Raw genomic sequence first — 19,415 nt, 5'->3', positions numbered from 1 at the left:
TTGCCAGTTGCGTGTCGGCTGTGCGTGGCCGACACCACAGAGACTATGCCCATCACCAGCGAATTTCTAGTACCGGCGCTACAGATTTTTTGGACAAATCGTCAGACAGTAGGCAGCGGAGGGTAGCGCACGGAGTACTACGCGTAAGGGTGCGGCGGTGCGGGACGGGCGCCGGGCACGGCGATGCCGTGTGAGAGAGAGGTGACCGCGCCCCGCACCGCCGCGGGAGGGGGGCGCCGCAATGCGCCCCATGGTTCGCGACGTCTGCCGAGGACTCGCGAATGCCTGAACTGTCCTGAGTGTGCGGGAGTGCCGCGGCCGGGAGCAACGCAATTAACGTTGATCATTGACGCGCGTAACAGTCCGGCGAGATCATCACGGCACGCCGTGGCCCAGGTCACAGCAACCCCTCGGTAAGGGAGCCGCACATGAGCGTCAACCCCGCACCCAGCACCGACGAAGAACGCCTTGCCCAACTCGGCTACCAGCAGGAGCTGCACCGCCGACTGTCCGGCTTCTCGAACTTCGCGGTCTCTTTCTCGATCATCTCCATTCTGGCCGGTGCCATCACGTCGTACGGCATCGCCATGGCCGCCGGCGGCCCGGTCGCCATCACCCTGGGCTGGCTCTTCGTCGGCATCATGGTGACCTTCGTGGCCCTGGCCATGGCCGAGGTCTGCTCGGCCTATCCGACCGCCGGCGCCCTGTACTGGTGGGCGGCCGCGCTGGCCAAGCGCAACAAGGCCGCGTGGGCCTGGTTCGTCGGCTGGTTCAACTTCCTCGGCGAGGTCGCCGTGACCGCCGCCATCGACTTCGGCGCGGCCATCACCACCTCGGCCTTCCTCAGCCTGACCTTCGACTGGGAGGTCACCACCGGGCGGACCTTCCTGGTCTTCCTCGTGATCATCATCGTGCACGGCCTGCTGAACACGTTCGGCGTGAACCTCGTCCGGGTCCTCTCCGACGTCAGCGCCTGGTGGCACCTGGTCGGCGTCGCGGTCATCGTGGGCGTGCTGGCCATCGTGCCGGACAACCACAAGCCGATCTCCGAGGTCTTCACCGAGGTGCACAACTCCACCGGCTTCACCTTCGCCGGGGCCGGGGTGTACGCGGTGCTGCTCGGCCTGCTGATGGCCCAGTACACGTACACCGGATACGACGCCTCGGCCCACGTGGCCGAGGAGACGCACGATGCCGCCCGGGCCGCCCCGCGCGGCATCGTGTTGTCAGTGGTGGTCTCGGTGATCGCCGGTTTCGTGCTGCTGTTCGCGATCACCTGGTCGATCCAGGACTACGAGGGCGCCCTCGGCACCGACCTCGGCCTGCCACCGGCGCAGATCTTCATCGACGCCGCCGGCCACGACCTGGGAACGTTCCTGCTGTTCATCTGCGTGGTGGCGCAGTGGTTCTGCGGCATGGCCTCGGTCACCGCCAATTCCCGGATGTCGTACGCCTTCGCGCGGGACGGCGCGCTGCCGGGCTCGCGGCTGTGGAAGAAGGTCAACCCCCGTACCGGCACGCCGACCAACTCGATCTGGCTCTGCGTCACCTGTTCCACGCTGCTGGTCCTGCCGTCGTTGTGGAACACCACCGCCTATCTGGCGGCCACCTCGATCGCCGTCATCGGCCTCTACATCGCGTACGTCGTGCCGGTCTTCCTGCGCCGGGTCAACCCCGACTTCGAGCGGGGGCCGTGGCACCTGGGCAAGTGGAGCCCGCTGGTCGGCTGGCTGGCCATCATCTGGGTCGTGATCATCTGCGTCCTGTTCGTGCTGCCGACGTCCAGCCCGATCAAGGCGTCCACCTTCAACTACACGATCGTCGCGGTGATCGTTGTGCTCGGCCTGGCCACGATCTGGTGGTTCGCGAGCGCCCGCAAGTGGTTCACCGGCCCGAAGCAGAACCTGATCGACAAAGCCGCACACGGCGAACAGACCATGCCCACGGAATGATCTGAGAAGCCGGGCCTTTCGAAGGCCCGGCTTCTTCGGCGAGAAGGAGAACCGCATGGATCTCGAGGAACTGGACGTCTCGGTCGACAACGGCAGCATCGACACCGTGCTGCTGGCCCTCACCGACATGCAGGGGCGGCTGCAGGGCAAGCGCCTGCACGGCCGCTACTTCATGGACGAGGTCGCCACCGGCGGCAGCGAGGGCTGCAACTACCTGCTCGCGGTGGACGTCGACATGAACACCGTGGACGGGTACGAGATGTCGTCCTGGTCCAGCGGCTACGGCGACTTCGTGATGAGACCCGACTTCACCACCCTGCGGCGCGTGCCCTGGCAGCCGGGTACCGCGCTGGTCCTGGCCGACCTCGAGACGACCGGTGGCGAACCCGTCTACGCGTCGCCCCGGCAGATCCTCAAGCGGCAACTGGATCGGCTCGCCGGGCACGGCCTGACCGCGTACGCGGGAACCGAATTGGAATTCGTCCTTTACCGCGACAGCTATGAGCAGGCCTTCGACAAGGGCTACCGCGACCTGGTCCCGGCCAACCAGTACAACGTGGACTACTCACTGCTGGGGACGGCCCGGGTGGAGCCGCTGCTGCGGCGGATCCGCAACGACATGTACGGGGCGGGACTGCTGCCGGAAAGCGCCAAGGGCGAATGCAACTTCGGCCAGCACGAGATCGCGTTCCGCTACGCCGACGCGCTCACCGCCGCCGACAATCACGTGATCTACAAGAACGGCGCCAAGGAGATCGCCGCCCAGGAGGGCATGTCGCTGAGCTTCATGGCCAAGCCGAACGCCCGCGAGGGCAACTCCTGCCACATCCACTTCTCGCTGCGCGGTTCCGACGGCAAGTCGGCCATGCTCGGCGACGGACCGGCGCACCTCAGCGCGACCGGGCAGCGGGTGCTGGCCGGGCTGCTGGCCACGATGCGCGAGTTCAGCCTGCTGTTCGCGCCGAATATCAACTCGTACAAGCGGTACCAGCCCGGCTCGTTCGCGCCGACCGCGCTGCGCTGGGGCGTCGACAACCGCACGTGCGCGCTGCGGATCGCCGGTCACGGCCAGGGGATGCGGGTGGAGAACCGGGTGCCGGGCGGGGACGTCAATCCCTACCTGGCGGTGGCGGCGCTGGTCGCGGGCGCGCTGCACGGCATCGAGAACGAGCTCGAGCTGGAGCCGGAGACGCCGGGGAACGCGTACGAGGACGCGAGCGCGGAGCGGGTGCCGACGACGCTGCGCGAGGCCCAGCAGTTGTGGCTGGGCAGCGAGGTGGCGCGGGAGGCGTTCGGCGCCGATGTGGTCGGCCACTACGCGAACATGGCGCAGGTCGAGTTGGCCGCCTTCGACGCCGCCGTCACCGACTGGGAGCTGCGGCGCGGCTTCGAGCGGATGTGACGCCCCACCCCACCAGGGGGCGGGCCCATTCTTATCCCGCGCAGGGCGCCACCGCCGCGTTTTCCACAGCGGCGGGGTTATCCACAGGGTCGCGCCCACCTCACTCTGACCTGTGTAAGCCCGTCCAACCACCCCGCCGCCGCCCTTGACAGGACTGAAGGCCTACTTTGGCAACTGTGACGACAACTGACGTGATCAATCCTTCGACCGGCGCGGTGTTCACGACCGTACCGTCGCTGGATCTGGCCGCCACCGACGCGGCGATCGATCGCGCGCACAAGGCCTTCCCGGCCTGGCGGGCGATCGCGCCCGGCGACCGGGCCCGGCTGCTGCGCCGCTTCGCCGCGGTGGTCGACCAGCACCTCGACGAGCTGGCCGAGCTCGAGGTGCGCAACGCCGGCCACACCATCGGCAACGCCCGCTGGGAGGCGGGCAACGTGCGCGACGTCCTCGACTACTACGCCGGCGCGCCGGAGCGGCTCAGCGGCCGCCAGATCCCGGTGCCGGGCGGGCTCGACGTGACGTTCCACGAGCCGCTCGGCGTCGTCGGGATCATCGTGCCGTGGAACTTCCCGATGCCGATCGCCGGCTGGGGTTTCGCCCCGGCCCTGGCGGCCGGCAACACGGTCGTGCTCAAGCCGGCCGAGCTCACCCCGCTGACCGCGATCCGGCTCGGCGAGCTGGCCCTCGAGGCCGGCCTGCCCGAGGACGTGTTCCAGATCGTGCCGGGCAAGGGCTCGGTGGTCGGGCAACGGTTCGTCACCCATCCGGCCGTACGCAAGATCTGCTTCACCGGCTCGACCGAGGTCGGCAAGTCGATCATGGCGGGTGCGGCCGACCAGGTGAAGCGGGTGACCCTGGAACTGGGCGGCAAGAGCGCCAACATCGTCTTCGCCGACGCCGACCTGGAAAAGGCGGCCGCGTCGGCTCCGTCGTCGGTCTTCGACAACGCGGGACAGGACTGCTGCGCCCGGTCGCGCCTGCTCGTGCAGGAGTCGGTCTACGACAAATTCCTGTCGCTGCTGGAGCCGGCCGTCAAGGCGTTCCGGGTCGAGGAGCCGTCGAACGCGACCGCCGAGATGGGACCGCTGATCTCCGCCGGTCATCGGGAGGCCGTCACCGCGTACGTCGAAGGGTCCGACGTCGCCTTCGCCGGGCAGGCGCCGAGCGGGGACGGGTGGTGGTTCCCGCCGACCGTGCTGCTGGCCCATTCGGCCGAGGACCGGCACTGGCGCGAGGAGGTCTTCGGGCCGGTGCTGTCGGTGCTGCCGTTCAAGGACGAGGCCGACGCCCTCCGGCTGGCCAACGACACCGAGTACGGGCTGTCCGGCTCACTCTGGACCCGTGACCTGGGCCGGGCGCTGCGGGTCTCGCGAGCCGTGGAGACCGGCGCGCTGAGCGTCAACAGTCACTCGTCGGTGCGCTACTGGACGCCGTTCGGCGGGATGAAGCAGTCCGGGCTGGGGCGCGAGCTCGGGCCGGACGCGCTGCTCAGCTTCACCGATGTGAAGAACGTGTTCCTTGCGATGGGAGAGTAAGTGGAGCGTTTGCGGGACCGGGTCGCCGTGATCACCGGCGCCGGCAGTGGGATCGGGCTGGCCACCGCGCGGCGCTTCGCCGCGGAGGGTGCCAAGGTCATCGCCGTGGACATCTCGGAGGACGCCGGCAAGGCGGTCGCCGAGGAGGTCGGCGGCGAGTTCGTGGCCTGCGATGTCAGCGACGAGGAACAGGTCAAGGCGCTTTTCGACGGCGTGGTGGCGCGTCATCACCGGGTCGACATCGCCTTCAACAACGCCGGCATCTCGCCGCCGGACGACGACTCGATCCTGGTCACCGGGCTGGACGCGTGGGAGCGCGTACTCAAGGTCAACACCACGTCGGTCTTCTTCTGCTGCAAGTACGCGATCCCGCACATGCAGCGGCAGGGCAAGGGATCGATCATCAACACGGCCTCGTTCGTGGCGCTGCTCGGGGCGGCGACCTCGCAGATCGCGTACACCGCGAGCAAGGGCGGCGTGCTGGCGATGACCCGCGAGCTGGGCGTGCAGTTCGCCCGCGAGGGCATCCGGATCAACGCGCTCTGCCCGGGGCCGGTGGCGACGCCGCTGCTGATGGAGCTGTTCGCCAAGGATCCGGAGCGGGCCGCCCGGCGGCTCGTGCACGTGCCGATGGGGCGGTTCGCCGAGCCCGACGAGATCGCGGCGGCGGTCGCGTTCCTGGCCAGCGACGACGCCTCGTTCATGACCGCCGCGCAGTTCGTGGTGGACGGCGGAATCACGGGAGCCTATGTAACTCCGCTGTGAACGTTTGAAGGATCGTTTCCACGGGCACGTCCCTTTTACGCCCGAGAGGGGTGAAGGGGTCGAATCCCCGCCCGCACGGGTCGATCCCCGCGTGGGTGGGACAGAAGGGCCCGTGGCGCGGCGTCATCTCCCCGTGAGGTGGCGTCGCGCCCCTCTAAATTCCGCCAAATTGGCGATGGAACAGAAACATGATCTGGTTACGGTGGTGCGATGCGCCCGATCATCGGCATCACGACCTATGTGGATAACGCCACGTGGGGCGTCTGGCAGGACCTGCCGACCGCGTTCGTGCCCGAGGACTACGTCGCCGCCGTGTCCCTGGCCGGTGGACGGCCCGTGCTGATCCCCCCGGAAGATGACACGGACGTGTTGCGGGCGCTGGACGGCCTGGTGCTCTCCGGCGGACCCGATCTGGGACCGGAGATGTACGGGCAGGAGCCCGGCCCGCACACGGTCGTACGCCCCGCGAGGGACAAGGCGGAATTGCGGCTCGTCCGCGAGGCGTTGGAAAGAGACGTGCCGGTGCTCGGCATCTGCCGCGGCATGCAACTGCTGACCGTCGCCGCCGGTGGGTCCCTGCACCAGCACCTGCCCGACGTGCTCGGGCACGAGAAGCACCGCCCGGCGCCGGCCGTCTACGGCGAACACGACGCGACGTTCGAGCCGGGCAGCCGCGTCGCCACCCTGATGGGTGACGACCTGGCCATCCGGTGCTTCCACCACCAGGGGGTCGCCGACCCCGGCACGCTCACCGTCACCGGGCGGGCCGAGGACGGGCTCCCCGAAGCCGTGGAGGATCCGGGCCGCCGGTTCGTCCTCGGCGTCCAGTGGCACCCCGAAGTGGTACGTGACCGGCGCCTGTTCGGGGCGCTGGTCACAGCGGCACAGAACTGAGACACAGGAGGAAAACACCGCATGCGCAGGCCCCTGATCGGCATGACCGCGTACTCCCGGCAAGTGCAGTACGACGGCAACGACCTCATGGCGGGCATGCTCCCCATGACGTACGTGCGAGCCGTGCACGCCGTCGGTGGACGGGCCGTGCTGATCACCCCGGACGAGCCCGGAACCGACGTCGTGGAGTCGCTGGACGGCATCGTCTTCAGCGGCGGCAACGACATCGATCCGGCCTACTGGGGCGCCGAGCGGCATCCGGAGACCGAGGTCGACAAGGAACGCGACACCGCCGAGCTGATGCTCATGAAGGCCGCGCTCGAGGCCGACCTGCCGGTGCTCGGCGTGTGCCGGGGCATGCAGGTGATGGCCGTGGCCGGCGGCGGCACCCTGCACCAGCACCTGCCCGACCTGCTCGGCAGCGACCACCACCGCGGCGCGCCCGGCACCGACCCGCTGGCCGCGGGCTCGGCCGCGTACGGGCGGCACGACGTGACCGTCCGGCCCGGCTCGCGGGCGCACGAACTGCTCGGCGAGACGCTGACTGTGAACTCTTTCCACCACCAGGCGGTCGACGACCCGGGATCGTTCACGGCCACCGGCTGGTGCCCCGACGACCAGGTCATCGAGATCATCGAGGACCCGGTCCTGACGTACGCCATCGGCGTGCAGTGGCACCCGGAGCGCACCAACGACCTCCGCCTCTTCTCGCGCCTGGTCGAGGCGGCGGCCCGGCGCTCCGGCCTCAGCGCGGAGGCACTCGCCGTGTGACACCGATGGCCCGGTGTTACGGTGCCTAACCGTACGGAAACGGGTCGCTGAAACGCGGGAGGTCCCCTTGGCCGACGGTCGGGACGACGTCCTTCCGGGTCAGTTGCGTACGGCGTTCGAGCGCGGCGGCGAGATGGGCCGCCGCCTGCTCGAGTTCGACTGGTCCTCCAGCCCGCTCGGTCATCCCTCCGGCTGGCCGTCCGAGCTGCGGACGGTCGTGGCCACGATGCTCGCCTCGCGGGCGCAGATCGCCCTCCTCTGGGGCCCGGAGTACTGCGTGCTCTACAACGACGCGTACATCTCGGTCCTGGGTGGCAAACATCCCGGCTATCTCGGCCGGCCGTGCCGCGAGATGTGGTCCGAGACCTGGTCCGTGCTCGAGAAGCTCTTCGCCGGTGTCGTCGAGAAGGACGAGGCGTTCTGGGGGGCCGACTTCGCCTTCCTGCTGGAACGGCACGGCTTCCTCGAGGAGGCCTACTTCGATCTCTCGTACGATCCGATCCGCACCGGGCCGGGCGAGATCGGCGGCATCCTCTGCATCGTCAGCGACACCACCGGCCGGGTGCTCAGCACGCGCCGGGTGCGCACGCTGAGCGCGCTGGGCTCCCGGCTCGCCGACTCACCCGACCAGGCGGCGCTGGCCGCCGAGGCCGTCGCGGTGCTGGCCGAGAACGCGGCCGACGTGCCGTTCGCCCGGCTCGTCCTCGACGAGGACGAGGGTGCCTTCCCGGTCGCGCGGCAGGTGATCGAGAGCGGGAAGCCGGCCCGGGTGCCGCTGGCCGAGATCGCCCGGCCGCCGGAGAGCGCGGCCGCCGAGGCGCTGGTGCTGCCGATCACGGTCGGCACCACCACGGTCGGCGCGCTGGTGGTCGGGGTCAGCCGGTACCTCTCGCTGAGCGGCACCTACCGCGACTTCCTCGAGCTGGCGGCGGCGCAGATCTCCCGGGCCGTGGGCAACCTGCGGGCGTACGAGCAGGAACGCTCCCGCGCCGCCGAGCTGGCCATCCTCGACCAAGCCAAGACCAACTTCTTCTCGAACGTCAGCCACGAGTTCCGTACGCCGCTGACGCTCATCCTCGGCCCGCTCGAGGATCTGCTCGACGACCCGGCGCTGCCCGCGGCCCAGCGCGAGCGGCTGCTGCCGATGCGGCGCAACGGCCTGCGGCTGCTCAAGCTGGTCAACACCGTGCTCGACTTCTCGCGGCTCGAATCCGGCCGGGTGCAGGCGGCCTACCGGCCCACCGATCTCGCCGACTACACGTACCGGCTGGCCAGCACCTTCCGGGCCGCGGCCGAGCGGGCCGGCCTGGAACTGGTGGTGGAGACGCCGCCGCTGTCCGCGCCGGTCTACGTCGACCGCGAGATGTGGGAGAAGATCGTTCTCAATCTGCTCTCGAACGCGGTCAAGTTCACCCCGGCCGGGCGCGTCGAGGTACGGGTCGGATCGGACGCCGGCTACGCGGTGCTGTCCGTCAAGGACACCGGCGTCGGCATCCCGGCCGACCAGCAACCACTGCTGTTCGACCGCTTCCACCGGGTCACCGGCGCCTGGTCACGCAGCCACGAGGGCACCGGCATCGGCCTGGCGCTCGTCCGCGAGCTCGCCGAGATGCACGGCGGCTCGGCCGCCGCCACCAGTGAGCCGGGGATGGGCAGCGTCTTCACGGTCCGGATTCCCTTCGGTACGGCGCATCTCCCGGCCGACCGCGTCATCCAGCGCGGAGAGCCGATCATGCCCGAGCTCGGTTCCCGGCCGTACGCCGAGGAGGCCGAGCACTGGTGGACCGGCGACGAACCGGTCACCCTGCCGCCGGCGCCCGCGGGCAACCGCCGGGCCGGCCGGATCCTGCTCGTCGACGACAACGCCGACCTGCGCGACCACGTGGCCCGGCTGCTGCGCCCGCATTGGGACGTGACCACCGCCGTCGACGGCCGGGCCGCCCTCGAGCTGGTCCGGCGCAGCCGCTTCGACCTGGTGCTGACCGACGTGATGATGCCCCGGCTGGACGGCTTCGGGCTGATCGCCGCGCTGCGGGACGACGAACGCACCCGTGACGTGCCGATCGTCGTGCTCTCGGCCCGGGCCGGGGAGGAGTCGTCGGTCGAGGGTCTCGCCGCCGGCGCCGACGACTACCTGGTCAAGCCGTTCTCGGCCCGTGACCTGGTGGCCCGGGTCCGGGCCAACCTCGACCTCGGGCAGGCCCGCCGCCAGATCATCAGCCGGCTCCGCGGACTGGTCGACGTGGCCGCCGCGGTCAACGCCGTGCGCACCACGGCCGAGGTGCTCGACGTCGCGGCCCGGCACGTGCGGGCGATGACCTCGGCCGGCCGGGTCGTCGTGTCGGTGCCCGGCGCACGGTCCGAGGCGGACGGTGGCGCCGATCCCGCGGTCGACGCCGACGCCGTCCTGCCGTTGCCCGACACCTCCGGCGCGACAGTGGGTGAGCTGCGGGTCTGGTCGGCGCCGGGCGCCGCGCTCGAGCCGGCCGTGCTGGCCCAGCTGGCCCGGCTGATCGGGTTGCGGCTGGAGAACGCGCGGCTCTACGAGGCCGAACACCGGATCGCCAGCACGCTCCAGCACAGCCTGCTGCCGCAGTCCCTGCCGCGGATGCCGGGGGCCATCGTGGCCAGCCGCTACCTGCCCGGCAGCCGCGAGGCCGAGGTCGGCGGCGACTGGTACGACGTCATCGCCGCCCCCGGCGACCAGCTCTTCCTGGTGATCGGCGACGTGGTCGGCAAGGGCGTGCAGGCGGCCGCGGTGATGGGCCAACTGCGGAACGCCCTCCGCGCGTACATCCTGGAGGGTTTCGACTGTGGCGACGCCCTGACCAGGCTGAACCGTCTCGTGGACAACCTGGGCCGCCGTCAGTTCGCCACCGTCGTCTGTGTCCGGTACGACGTCGCGGCCCGCCGCCTGCACTACTCGTCGGCCGGGCATCCGTCGCCGGTGGTCGTCCGCCCGGGGCAGCTCGGCACGTTCCTGTACGCCACGGCGCTCGGCCCGCCGATCGGCGCCATGACCGAGGTCACCTATCCGACGCTGGAGACCGAGGTGGCGCCCGGCAGCCGGCTGCTGCTCTACACCGACGGGCTGGTCGAGGACCGGCGGCTCGGCATCGACAGCGGCCTGGCCGAGCTGACCGCCGACGCCGCCAAACCGGCCGAGCACGTCGAGGACCTGCTCGACGAGCTGCTGGCCAAGGCCGCCCGCCGGGACCGGCGCGACGACATCGCGCTGCTCGCCCTGCAGGTGACCGAGCCGAGCGAGTTCGTGCTGCGCCTGCCGGCCGACCCGGGCCGGCTCAGCGTGCTCCGCCGGCGGCTGGAGGACTTCCTGACCGGCAACAACGTGCCCGAGGACGACATCTTCGACCTGACCGTGGCGGTCTCCGAGGCGGCGGCCAACGCGATCGAGCACCCGGTCGAGCCGGCCGAGCCGGTGATCACAGTGGAGGCGGCGCTGGTGGACGACGCGGTCGTCATCACCGTGCGGGACACGGGAACCTGGCGTGACACCAGTTCGGCGGGTTTCCGCGGCCGGGGCCTGGCGCTGATCGGCGCGCTCTCCGAGCTGTCGGTGAGCCGGTCCGCGCACGGCACGTCGGTGACCCTGCGGCGGCCGCTGTCCAAAGCGGGCTGAGTCCTCGAGCGAGCCGGGCCTCAAGCGGGCTGGGCCTCGAGCGGGCTGGGTCTAAAGCGGGCTGAGCCAGGGCTGGGTCGACAGGCCCGAGATCTCCAGCACCCGGCGGACCTGGGCCGAGGGGTGCACCAGCAGCCCGGCGCCGAAACGGTCGGCCAACCGCAGCAGGGCGTGGATGGCGGCGGAGTCGAAGAACGTGACCTCGCGCAGGTCGAGCGTCGCCGCGCCGGCGCCGTCCACAGTCGCGGCGCGGAACATGGCGTCGGCGGTGGACATGTCCACCTCGCCGGTCACAGTCACGACCACCCGGTCCTCGGTCACCACGCCGGTCGCGGTGAAGTTCGGGTCGGCCCCCTCTTGATCCACGAACACACGATTACACAGCGCCGGAAACGCGGCAAGAACCGGTTGATAGAGGTCAACAGACCTGTTACCGGGCCGTGCCCGTGCCCGGCCGGTCCGCGCATCGCGGCGATAGGCTGGGGCTATGACCGTTCGTGCCCCATTGATGCCGGGAAAACAGTCGCCCTGGCGGGCGGTCCCGGCACAGATCGTCCGCCCGGAGTACGTGGGTAAGAAGCGCCCGAAAGAGTGGCGTGGATCCCACGTACAGACCGCCGAGACCATCGAGAAGATGCGGATCGCCGGGCGCCTGGCGGCGCGGGCCACCCAGCTCGCCGGCGAGCACTGCAAGCCCGGGGTGAGCACCGACGAGATCGACCGGGTGGTGCACGAGTTCCTGTGCGACCACGGCGCGTACCCGTCCACGCTGGGCTACAAGGGCTTCCCCAAGTCCTGCTGCACCTCGCTCAACGAGGTGATCTGCCACGGCATCCCCGACTCGACGGTGATCGAGGACGGCGACATCATCAACGTCGACGTGACGGCGTACGTCGACGGGGTGCACGGCGACACCGACGCGACGTTCTGCGTGGGCGAGGTCGGCGAACAGGCCCGCCTGCTGGTCGAGCGCACCCACGAGGCGATGATGCGCGGCATCCGGGCGGTCGCGCCGGGCCGGCCGATCAACGCGATCGGGCGGGTCATCGAGGCGTACGCCCGCCGGTTCGGTTACGGGGTCGTGCGCGACTTCACCGGTCACGGCATCGGCGAGACGTTTCATTCCGGGCTCTACATCCCGCATTACGACAATCCGCGCCTGGACACCGTGATGGAGGTCGGGATGACCTTCACCATCGAGCCGATGATCACGCTCGGCACCCACGAGTACGAGATCTGGAAGGACGGCTGGACGGTCGTCACCAAGGACCGCAAGTGGACCGCCCAGTTCGAGCACACGCTCGTGGTCACCGAGGACGGCTCGGAAATCCTCACCCTGCCCTAAGACAAGAGCTCCCGGAGGCTGCCGTCGACCGGGCAGCCGCGCGCGGTCAGGTCCTCGGCCTGCGCCTTGAGCACCGAGGACAGTTCCTGCACGTCGGCGCCGGCCAGGCCGGTGCGCTTGACCGCGTCGGCCGTGTTGCGGAAATAGGTGCGGCTGAGCAGGCCGGCGACCAGCGCCGCGTGCAACCGGGCCTCGGCGATCATCACCAGGGCGGCGTCGGTCTCGTACCACTCGGCCAGCCGGACGGCGCGCTCGTGCGCGGCCGCCGCCACCTCCCAGTCGTGCCGGGCCGCGCCGGTGAACTCCGGCGGCCGGGCCTCGGCCAGCCGGGCCAGGTGGGCGTCGCGCTGGGCGCCGAACCAGCCGCGCGGGTCGAGCAGCGGCCGGGTGCTCACCAGCCGGTCGGCCACCAGCGGCCAGCGCGGCGTCACCTCGCGTGCCCGGCGCATGCCCTCCTCGCCGGTGGTCACCCGCAGGTCGACCAGGATGCCGTCGACCCGGCGCAGGACCGGTTTCGGGCCGGCGCCCGGGCGATAGGTGACCACCTGCACGTTGACGTCGCTGCCGTCGCGGTCGTCGCCGTGCGCGAGTGATCCGTACACGCCGATGGCCTGAACCTCGGCCGGCCACCGCCGTTCGATGACGTCGTGCAACCGCTCGGCCAGCCGCCCGCGCGGCGACGTGAGATCGATCTCGTCCAGCACCCCGTCATTCTGTGGGATGAATGTGTACGCGAAAGGTCTACGCCGCGTAGCGGTTAAACGGACTAATCGGGGCGTCCCGGCCAGGGCATCGTGGCCGGCGCCACCTCGGCCAGCCGGCGCCAGCGGGTGGCCCGTACCGCGGCCTCGGTCATCGCGGCCAGGGCGGTGGCCCGCTCGGCGCCCTCGGTCACCGGCAGCACCGGGCGCCAGCCCTGGGCCACACCGTCCTCGACCTGGATGGCGAGCTTCAGGGCGGTCGCCCGGTCGATCACCTCGTACGGCAGTTCGTAGCCGGCCGGCGAGGGCGCCGCGCTCGCCTTGAGCTGCGACAACCGGCCGACCAGGTAGTCGCGTTTCTGCCGGTGGGCCTGTTCGGCGGCCCGGGCCTCGGCCACGTCGCCGTCGCTGTCGAGATGGACGCCGATGACCCCGTACGCGTAAATCGCCGCTTCCTCGCCCGCGAGGGCGGCGCCCAGCTGCTCGTTCATCGCAGGGCCTCGGCGTGCGTGGCGCGGCTGGCGGCGATGGAGCCGACCAGGCCGGCCCGGTCGGGCGCGGCCACCTTGCACGCCGCCACCGCCGTCTTCTGGGCGGCCTGCTCGGCCTGGCGCAGGGCGGCCACGGTGGTCGCCGGCCCGGCACTCGCGCTCGCCACGGGCGCGGAGGCCAGGGGCCGGCCGATCAGGCGGGACATCTCGGCCGCGTGCGTCCGGTGATCCTCGGCCAGCGGGGCCAGGCGGGTGCGCAGCCCGGGCTGGCTGACGACCGCTTGGTCGTACGCCGTGGCCAGCGCGAGGGCTTCGGCGAGCAGCGGTTCGAGCGGATCGGGGGCCTTCGGCGGCTCCGGCTCGTCGTCGTCGAGAAGCCCGCACCCGGTGAGGGCGGCCGCGCCCACCGCCGACGCCGTGCCCAGCACCCACCGGCGGCTGTGTCCGATCTCCCATTTCTCCCGCACGGCGCCAGTCAACACCATGCGGTACAGCCGGTGACCTGCGGATGGCGCGGAATCGGAGCGGCGCCGAACCGTCGACGCGACCGGCGCGTTACGCTCTGCGTCAGCCGCGGGGCTCATCGCCCGGCGGCATACAGTCGTTTCTTGGTTGTTCAACGAAAGGTCGAGGCCCGATGACGCAGCGTGGTCGCGCCGGTGCCCGGCCTGGTGGCCGTAAGAGGCAGCAGGCGGAGGAGCGGGTTCCCGCTCCGGCCCGTGTCGACCTCGTGGCGGCCAAGGCGCGGGTCCGCGCCGTGATCGAGCCGGTGGTCGCCGAGGCCGGGTACGACCTGGAGGACGTCAGCGTCGCCCGTGCCGGTCGCCGGCACGTGGTCCGCGTCCTGGTCGACACCGACTCCGGCATCAGCCTGGATGACGTGGCCGTCGTCTCCCGTGCCATCTCGGAGGCGCTCGACGCCGCCGAGGAGCGCGGTGACGAGGTCCTCGCGGGGGAGTACCAACTGGAGGTCGGCTCGCCGGGCGTGGACCGGCCGCTGACCGCGCCGCGCCACTGGCGGCGCAACCGGGGCCGGCTGGTCGCCGTGAACGGCATGACCGGCCGCGTGATCGACGCCGGCGACGAGGGCATCGTGCTCGACGTCGACGGCACACCGCACGAGCTGAAGTACCCGGAACTCGGCGCCGGCAAGGTGCAGATCGAGTTCAAACGGCTCGACGAGGCCGACTTCGGCGACGAGGACGACGACGACATCGACACCGACGATAGGGAGGGCGAGGAGTGAACATCGACCTCGCGGCGCTGCGCGCCCTGGAGCGCGAGCGGGAGATCCCGTTCGAGACGATTCTGGCGGCCATCGAGACCGCCCTGCTCACCGCGTACCGGCACACGGAGGGCGCGCAGAGCCACGCCCGCGTGGAGATCGACCGCAAGTCCGGCGTCGCCTCGGTGCTGGCGCAGGAGCTGGACGCCGACGGCACCGTGGTGCGCGAGTGGGACGACACTCCGCACGACTTCGGCCGCATCGCGGCGATGACCGCCAAGCAGGTCATCCTGCAGCGGCTGCGCGAGGCCACCGACGAGCAGCACTTCGGTGAGTACGCGGGGCGCGACGGCGACCTGGTCACCGGCATCGTGCAGGCAGACGCCGCGCGGGCCGAGAAGGGCATCGTCATCGTCGACCTCGGCAAGATCGAGGCGGTGCTGCCGCAGTCCGAGCAGGTGCCCGGCGAGCCCTACGACCACGGCTCGCGCATTCGCGCGATCGTGGTGCACGTGGCCAAGGGCTTCCGCGGTCCGCAGGTGACGCTCTCCCGGTCGCACCCGGCGCTGGTCAAGAAGCTGTTCGCGCTCGAGGTGCCGGAGATCGCCGACGGCACCGTCGAGATCGCCGCGATCGCGCGTGAGGCAGGTCACCGTACGAAGATCGCGGTGCATTCGACGGTGCCGGGCGTGAACGCCAAGGGCGCCTGTATCGGCCCGATGGGCCAGCGGGTCCGGGCCGTGATGAGCGAGTTGCACGGCGAGAAGATCGACATCATCGACTTCTCGGAGGACCCGGCCCAGTTCGTCGGGAATGCGCTCTCACCGGCCAAGGCGCTGCGGGTCGAGGTGGTCGACGCGGCCAGCCGGACGGCCCGGGTCACCGTGCCCGATTTCCAGCTCTCGCTGGCGATCGGCCGGGAGGGACAGAACGCGCGGCTCGCGGCCCGGCTCACCGGGTGGCGCATCGACATCCGGCCGGACAACGAGCCGGCTTCCGCCCCCGACCGCGATGCGGCCGAGGCGGGAAGCTGACCGGATACGCGTTCCGGACGTCTGAGGAGTAGACTTTCACGTGGCCGGTCCGACACGAACCTGTGTTGGCTGTCGCAAGCGTGCGCCGGCCACCGATTTGATTCGGTTCGTCGCGGCCGGTTCCGGGGAAGATCTCCGGCTCCAGCCCGATCCGGACCGCCGACTGCCGGGCCGGGGAGCACATTTGCATCCCGATCCGGCTTGCTTCGCGCTGGCGGAGCGGCGTCGCGCTTTTGGGCGCGCGCTGCGTCTCACCGGTGTTGCTGACTCCGGATTGCTAGCCGAGCACATCCGTACGGCCTTGCCGTGCGGAACGACAGATGGCACGGCCGCTGTGGCCGCGTCATGACCCAGCAAGGTAGGACGACCCAGATGAGCACACGATGAAGTCCCTGAAATGAACAGGCTTCTAGTGCACGAGTGAGGTCGTTGCGGGTGCGCTCGCACGACCTCGAAGTGAGGAGTGCAGTGCCAGGAAAGGCCCGCGTACACGAGCTCGCCAAAGAGCTCGGGGTCGACAGCAAGACCGTTCTCGCCAAGCTCAAGGAGATGGGCGAGTTCGTCAAATCCGCATCCAGCACCGTCGAGGCCCCGGTGGCCCGACGGCTGCGTGGTGCCCTCGAGGCAGGTTCCGCTCCGGCGGCCCCGGCCCCGTCCGCACCCGCCGCCAGCAGTGCTGCGCCCAGCGCGCCGTCCGCGGCTCGCCCGGCTCCGCCCGCCGCGCGTCCCCAGCCGCCGCGCCGGCCCGGCCCGACTACCGGTGGCGCTCCCAGCGCCCCGACGTCGCCGGCCCCGTCGCCCGGCTCCTTCGCGCGTCCCAAGCCGCCGGTTCCCGGCCGTCCGGGCCCCACGCCCGGCCCGGTCACCAAGCCGGCCAGCGCCCACGACATCGAGGTCGCGGCGGCCGAGGCCCGTGCCTCGGCCCTCAAGGCCGAGCAGGAGGCCGCGGTCAAGGCCGCTCAGGCCGCCCGCACCCGTGACGCCGAGCGCCGGGCGCAGCAGCCCCCGGCCGACAGCGGCGCGCCTCGTGGTTCCGGCCCGCGTCCCGGCCCCGGCTCGGTTCCGCCGCGCCCGGGTTCGCCCGCGGCCCGCCCCGCCCCGCAGGGTGGCGGCGGCGCTCCGGCCGGCCCGCGTCCCGGCCCCGCCGGTGGCAACACCCCGCGTCCGCCGTCGCGCGGCCCGGGCAACAACCCGTTCGGCGTCTCGGGTGGCAACGCCGCCCGTCCCTCGCCGGCCTCCATGCCCCGGCCCAACCAGCCGGGCATGCCCCCGCGGCCCAGTCCCGCGTCGATGCCCCCGCGGCCCAGCCCCGCGTCCATGCCCGCGCAGCGTCCGGCCGGCCCCGGCCGTCCGGGTGGCGGCGCCGGTGGCCGTGGCGGTCCCGGTGGTGGCGGCGGCGGTCGTGGCGGCGCCGGTGGCGGCTTCCGTCCCGGTGGCGGCGGCGGCGCCGGTGGCGGCTTCCGTCCCGGTGGCGGTGGTGGCGCCGGTGGTGGCGGCTACCGCGGTGGCCCCGGTGGTGGCGGCGGTGGCGGTGGCTACCGCGGCGGCCCCGGTGGTGGCGGCGGTGCTCCGGCCGGTGCCGGTGCTCCGGGTCGTCCCGGTGGTGGCGGTCGCGGTCGTGGCGGCGGTGCCGCGGGTGCCTTCGGGCGTCCGGGTGGCCGGCCGACCCGCGGTCGCAAGTCGAAGAAGCAGCGGCGTCAAGAGTTCGACAACCTGTCCGCCCCGCAGATGAGCTCCGGCGCTCCGCGGGGTCAGGGTCAGGAGATCCGGCTCTCCCGCGGCGCGTCGCTCTCCGACTTCGCCGACAAGATCAACGCGAACCCCGGCTCGCTGGTCCAGGAGATGTTCAACCTGGGCGAGATGGTGACGGCGACGCAGTCGTGCTCCGACGACACGTTGCTGCTGCTCGGTGAGCACCTGGGCTTCAACGTGCAGATCGTCAGCCCCGAGGACGAGGACCGTGAGCTGCTCGCGCAGTTCAACATCGACCTCGACGCCGAGGTGGCGGAGGACCGTCTGGTCACCCGTCCGCCGGTCGTGACCGTCATGGGTCACGTCGACCACGGTAAGACGAAGCTGCTCGACGCGATCCGCAAGACCAACGTGGTCGCCGGCGAGGCGGGTGGCATCACCCAGCACATCGGCGCCTACCAGGTGTCGTACGAGCACAACGGCGAGGACCGGGCGATCACGTTCCTGGACACCCCGGGTCACGAGGCGTTCACCGCCATGCGTGCCCGCGGCGCCCAGGTCACCGACATCGTCATCCTGGTCGTGGCGGCCGACGACGGCGTCATGCCGCAGACGGTCGAGGCGCTCAACCACGCCAAGGCGGCCGAGGTGCCGATCGTGGTCGCGGTGAACAAGGTCGACAAGCCCGACGCCAACCCCGAGAAGGTGCGTCAGCAGCTGGCCGACTACGGCCTGCTGGCCGAGGAGTACGGCGGCGACACGATGTTCGTCAACGTCGCGGCCAAGCCCGGCATCGGCATCGACGACCTGCTCGAGGCCGTCCTGCTGACCGCCGACGCGTCGCTGGAGCTGACCGCTCCGGTCGACGGTTCGGCGCAGGGCGCGATCGTGGAGTCGCACCTCGACAAGGGCCGCGGCGCCGTCGCGACCGTCCTGGTGCAGAAGGGCACCCTGCGTGCCGGCGACTCGATCGTGGCGGGCGGCGCGCACGGCCGCGTCCGCGCCATGCTCGACGAGAACGGCAACGTGGTCGCCGAGGCTCTGCCGGCCCGTCCGGTCCTGGTCCTCGGTCTCACCTCGGTGCCCGGCGCGGGCGACACGTTCCTCGCCGGCGAGGACGACCGCACCGTTCGGCAGATCGCCGAGCAGCGGCAGGCCCGCCGCCGTGCGGCGAGCTTCGCCAACTCGCGCACCAAGGCGACTCTCGAGACGCTCATGGAGCAGCTCAAGGAGGGCGAGAAGACCTCGCTCACCCTGGTCATCAAGGGCGACTCGTCCGGTTCGGTCGAGGCCCTCGAGGACGCGCTGTTCAAGATCGAGATTCCGGACGAGATCCAGCTCAAGGTCATCCACCGCGGCGTCGGTGCGATCACCGAGAGCGACGTGAACCTGGCGAGCGCCTCCTCGGAAGCGACCGCCACGATCATCGGCTTCAACGTCCGGGCCTCGAACAAGGTCAAGGAGATGGCCGACCGGGCGAACGTGGAGATCCGCTACTACAGCGTGATCTACCAGGCCATCGAGGAGATCGAGGCCGCGCTCAAGGGTCTGCTCAAGCCGGAGTACGAAGAGGTCGAGCAGGGCACGGCGGAGATCCGCGAGGTCTTCCGCTCGTCCAAGATCGGACTCATCGCCGGCTGTCTGGTCCGCAGCGGTCTCATCCGCCGCAACGCCAAGGCCCGCATCCTGCGGGACGGCGTCGTGGTGGCCGAGAACGTCACGGTCAGCTCGCTGCGCCGCTTCAAGGACGACGCCACCGAGGTCCGCGAGGGCTTCGAGTGTGGTCTGACCCTGAGTGGCTTCGGCTCCCCGCAGGTCGGCGACGTGATCGAGACCTTCGAGATGCGCGAGAAGCCCCGCGCCTGAGTCGCTGGGAGCCCCCTGTCCGCGGAAAGCGCGGACCGGGGGCTCCTTTGCGTCATGCCTGCTATGGGGGCCGAGCCCCCAAACCCCCACGGTGCGGTG

General features: G+C 71.0%; 16 protein-coding genes. 12 read left to right on the top strand and 4 right to left on the bottom strand.

The features are described from left to right. Positions 1-428 precede the first annotated feature (428 nt). The 7 genes from ACGFJ7_RS01975 to ACGFJ7_RS01945 all read left to right on the top strand — a co-directional run bounded on the left by ACGFJ7_RS01975 (position 429) and on the right by ACGFJ7_RS01945 (position 10,962). A complete protein-coding gene (locus ACGFJ7_RS01975) occupies positions 429-1,952 on the top strand; it encodes an amino acid permease (protein ID WP_392640270.1) in 1,524 nt (507 codons plus the stop codon). 55 nt (positions 1,953-2,007) lie between these two features. Beyond that, positions 2,008-3,354, top strand: a complete 1,347-nt coding sequence (locus ACGFJ7_RS01970) for a glutamine synthetase family protein (protein WP_360241893.1) — start codon at positions 2,008-2,010, stop codon at positions 3,352-3,354. Between the two features lie 176 nt (positions 3,355-3,530). Further along, positions 3,531-4,892: an aldehyde dehydrogenase family protein gene (locus tag ACGFJ7_RS01965; RefSeq protein ID WP_392640268.1), complete on the top strand. Its 1,362-nt coding sequence runs from the start codon at positions 3,531-3,533 to the stop codon at positions 4,890-4,892. Next, positions 4,893-5,657, top strand: a complete 765-nt coding sequence (locus ACGFJ7_RS01960) for a 3-oxoacyl-ACP reductase (RefSeq protein ID WP_360241887.1) — start codon at positions 4,893-4,895, stop codon at positions 5,655-5,657. A 210-nt stretch (positions 5,658-5,867) separates the two neighbouring features. Then, positions 5,868-6,551 carry a gamma-glutamyl-gamma-aminobutyrate hydrolase family protein gene (locus ACGFJ7_RS01955; RefSeq protein WP_360241884.1) on the top strand — a complete coding sequence of 228 codons (684 nt, stop codon included), beginning with the start codon at positions 5,868-5,870 and terminating at the stop codon, positions 6,549-6,551. A gap of 21 nt (positions 6,552-6,572) precedes the next feature. Further along, positions 6,573-7,322 (top strand): gamma-glutamyl-gamma-aminobutyrate hydrolase family protein, encoded by a 750-nt coding sequence (locus ACGFJ7_RS01950; protein ID WP_392640265.1) that lies wholly within the window; start codon positions 6,573-6,575, stop codon positions 7,320-7,322. Between the two features lie 133 nt (positions 7,323-7,455). Next, on the top strand, positions 7,456-10,962 hold the full coding sequence (locus ACGFJ7_RS01945; protein ID WP_360243555.1) for a SpoIIE family protein phosphatase: 3,507 nt from the start codon (positions 7,456-7,458) through the stop codon (positions 10,960-10,962). Positions 10,963-11,013: 51 nt separating this feature from the next. Here the strand turns inward: ACGFJ7_RS01945 and ACGFJ7_RS01940 are convergent, their stop codons facing one another. Continuing rightward, complete coding sequence (locus ACGFJ7_RS01940) at positions 11,014-11,328, bottom strand: STAS domain-containing protein (RefSeq protein ID WP_360241878.1); 315 nt, start codon at positions 11,326-11,328, stop codon at positions 11,014-11,016. Positions 11,329-11,449: 121 nt separating this feature from the next. Here ACGFJ7_RS01940 and map point away from each other — a divergent pair, with 121 nt between their 5' ends. After that, positions 11,450-12,307 carry a type I methionyl aminopeptidase gene (gene map / locus ACGFJ7_RS01935; RefSeq protein ID WP_360241875.1) on the top strand — a complete coding sequence of 286 codons (858 nt, stop codon included), beginning with the start codon at positions 11,450-11,452 and terminating at the stop codon, positions 12,305-12,307. On the opposite strand, the gene ACGFJ7_RS01930 is transcribed toward map, so the two are convergent. From ACGFJ7_RS01930 to ACGFJ7_RS01920, 3 genes are all read right to left on the bottom strand, one after another. Beyond that, a complete protein-coding gene (locus tag ACGFJ7_RS01930) occupies positions 12,304-13,011 on the bottom strand; it encodes a nucleotidyltransferase domain-containing protein (RefSeq protein WP_392640262.1) in 708 nt (235 codons plus the stop codon). The genes map and ACGFJ7_RS01930 overlap by 4 nt on opposite strands. Before the next feature lie 62 nt (positions 13,012-13,073). Continuing rightward, entirely contained in the window at positions 13,074-13,499 is a 426-nt protein-coding gene (locus tag ACGFJ7_RS01925; protein WP_392640259.1) for a ferritin-like domain-containing protein, read from the bottom strand. Then, positions 13,496-13,984, bottom strand: coding sequence for a hypothetical protein (locus ACGFJ7_RS01920; RefSeq protein WP_360241866.1), 489 nt, complete (start codon positions 13,982-13,984; stop codon positions 13,496-13,498). Before ACGFJ7_RS01920 ends, ACGFJ7_RS01925 begins: the two co-directional genes overlap by 4 nt. A gap of 152 nt (positions 13,985-14,136) precedes the next feature. On the opposite strand from ACGFJ7_RS01920, the gene rimP reads away from it, so the two are divergent. The 4 genes from rimP (at position 14,137) to infB (ending at position 19,316) form a co-directional block, all read left to right on the top strand. Next, positions 14,137-14,745 (top strand): ribosome maturation factor RimP, encoded by a 609-nt coding sequence (gene rimP, locus ACGFJ7_RS01915; RefSeq protein ID WP_360241863.1) that lies wholly within the window; start codon positions 14,137-14,139, stop codon positions 14,743-14,745. Next, positions 14,742-15,758: a transcription termination factor NusA gene (gene nusA, locus ACGFJ7_RS01910; protein ID WP_360241860.1), complete on the top strand. Its 1,017-nt coding sequence runs from the start codon at positions 14,742-14,744 to the stop codon at positions 15,756-15,758. Before rimP ends, nusA begins: the two co-directional genes overlap by 4 nt. 40 nt (positions 15,759-15,798) lie before the next feature. Continuing rightward, positions 15,799-16,107 carry a YlxR family protein gene (locus ACGFJ7_RS01905; protein ID WP_392640254.1) on the top strand — a complete coding sequence of 103 codons (309 nt, stop codon included), beginning with the start codon at positions 15,799-15,801 and terminating at the stop codon, positions 16,105-16,107. 119 nt (positions 16,108-16,226) lie between these two features. Further along, positions 16,227-19,316 carry a translation initiation factor IF-2 gene (infB, locus tag ACGFJ7_RS01900; RefSeq protein ID WP_360241854.1) on the top strand — a complete coding sequence of 1,030 codons (3,090 nt, stop codon included), beginning with the start codon at positions 16,227-16,229 and terminating at the stop codon, positions 19,314-19,316. The last annotated feature ends 99 nt before the right edge of the window (positions 19,317-19,415 follow it).

The sequence above is a fragment of the Actinoplanes sp. NPDC048988 genome (genome assembly GCF_043197815.1).
Classification (GTDB): domain Bacteria; phylum Actinomycetota; class Actinomycetes; order Mycobacteriales; family Micromonosporaceae; genus Actinoplanes.
This window is presented reverse-complemented; position numbering and strand designations above follow the sequence as displayed.

Excerpts from the sequence above, each read along its gene's own strand:
- ACGFJ7_RS01970 (WP_360241893.1), top strand. The coding sequence starts at position 2,008 with ATGGATCTCGAGGAACTGGACGTCTCGGTCGACAACGGCAGCATCGAC.
- ACGFJ7_RS01945 (WP_360243555.1), top strand. The coding sequence starts at position 7,456 with ATGGGCCGCCGCCTGCTCGAGTTCGACTGGTCCTCCAGCCCGCTCGGT.
- ACGFJ7_RS01950 (WP_392640265.1), top strand. The coding sequence starts at position 6,573 with ATGCGCAGGCCCCTGATCGGCATGACCGCGTACTCCCGGCAAGTGCAG.
- ACGFJ7_RS01975 (WP_392640270.1), top strand. The coding sequence starts at position 429 with ATGAGCGTCAACCCCGCACCCAGCACCGACGAAGAACGCCTTGCCCAA.
- ACGFJ7_RS01955 (WP_360241884.1), top strand. The coding sequence starts at position 5,868 with ATGCGCCCGATCATCGGCATCACGACCTATGTGGATAACGCCACGTGG.
- map (WP_360241875.1), top strand. The coding sequence starts at position 11,450 with ATGACCGTTCGTGCCCCATTGATGCCGGGAAAACAGTCGCCCTGGCGG.
- rimP (WP_360241863.1), top strand. The coding sequence starts at position 14,137 with ATGACGCAGCGTGGTCGCGCCGGTGCCCGGCCTGGTGGCCGTAAGAGG.
- ACGFJ7_RS01920 (WP_360241866.1), bottom strand. The coding sequence starts at position 13,984 with ATGGTGTTGACTGGCGCCGTGCGGGAGAAATGGGAGATCGGACACAGC.
- ACGFJ7_RS01925 (WP_392640259.1), bottom strand. The coding sequence starts at position 13,499 with ATGAACGAGCAGCTGGGCGCCGCCCTCGCGGGCGAGGAAGCGGCGATT.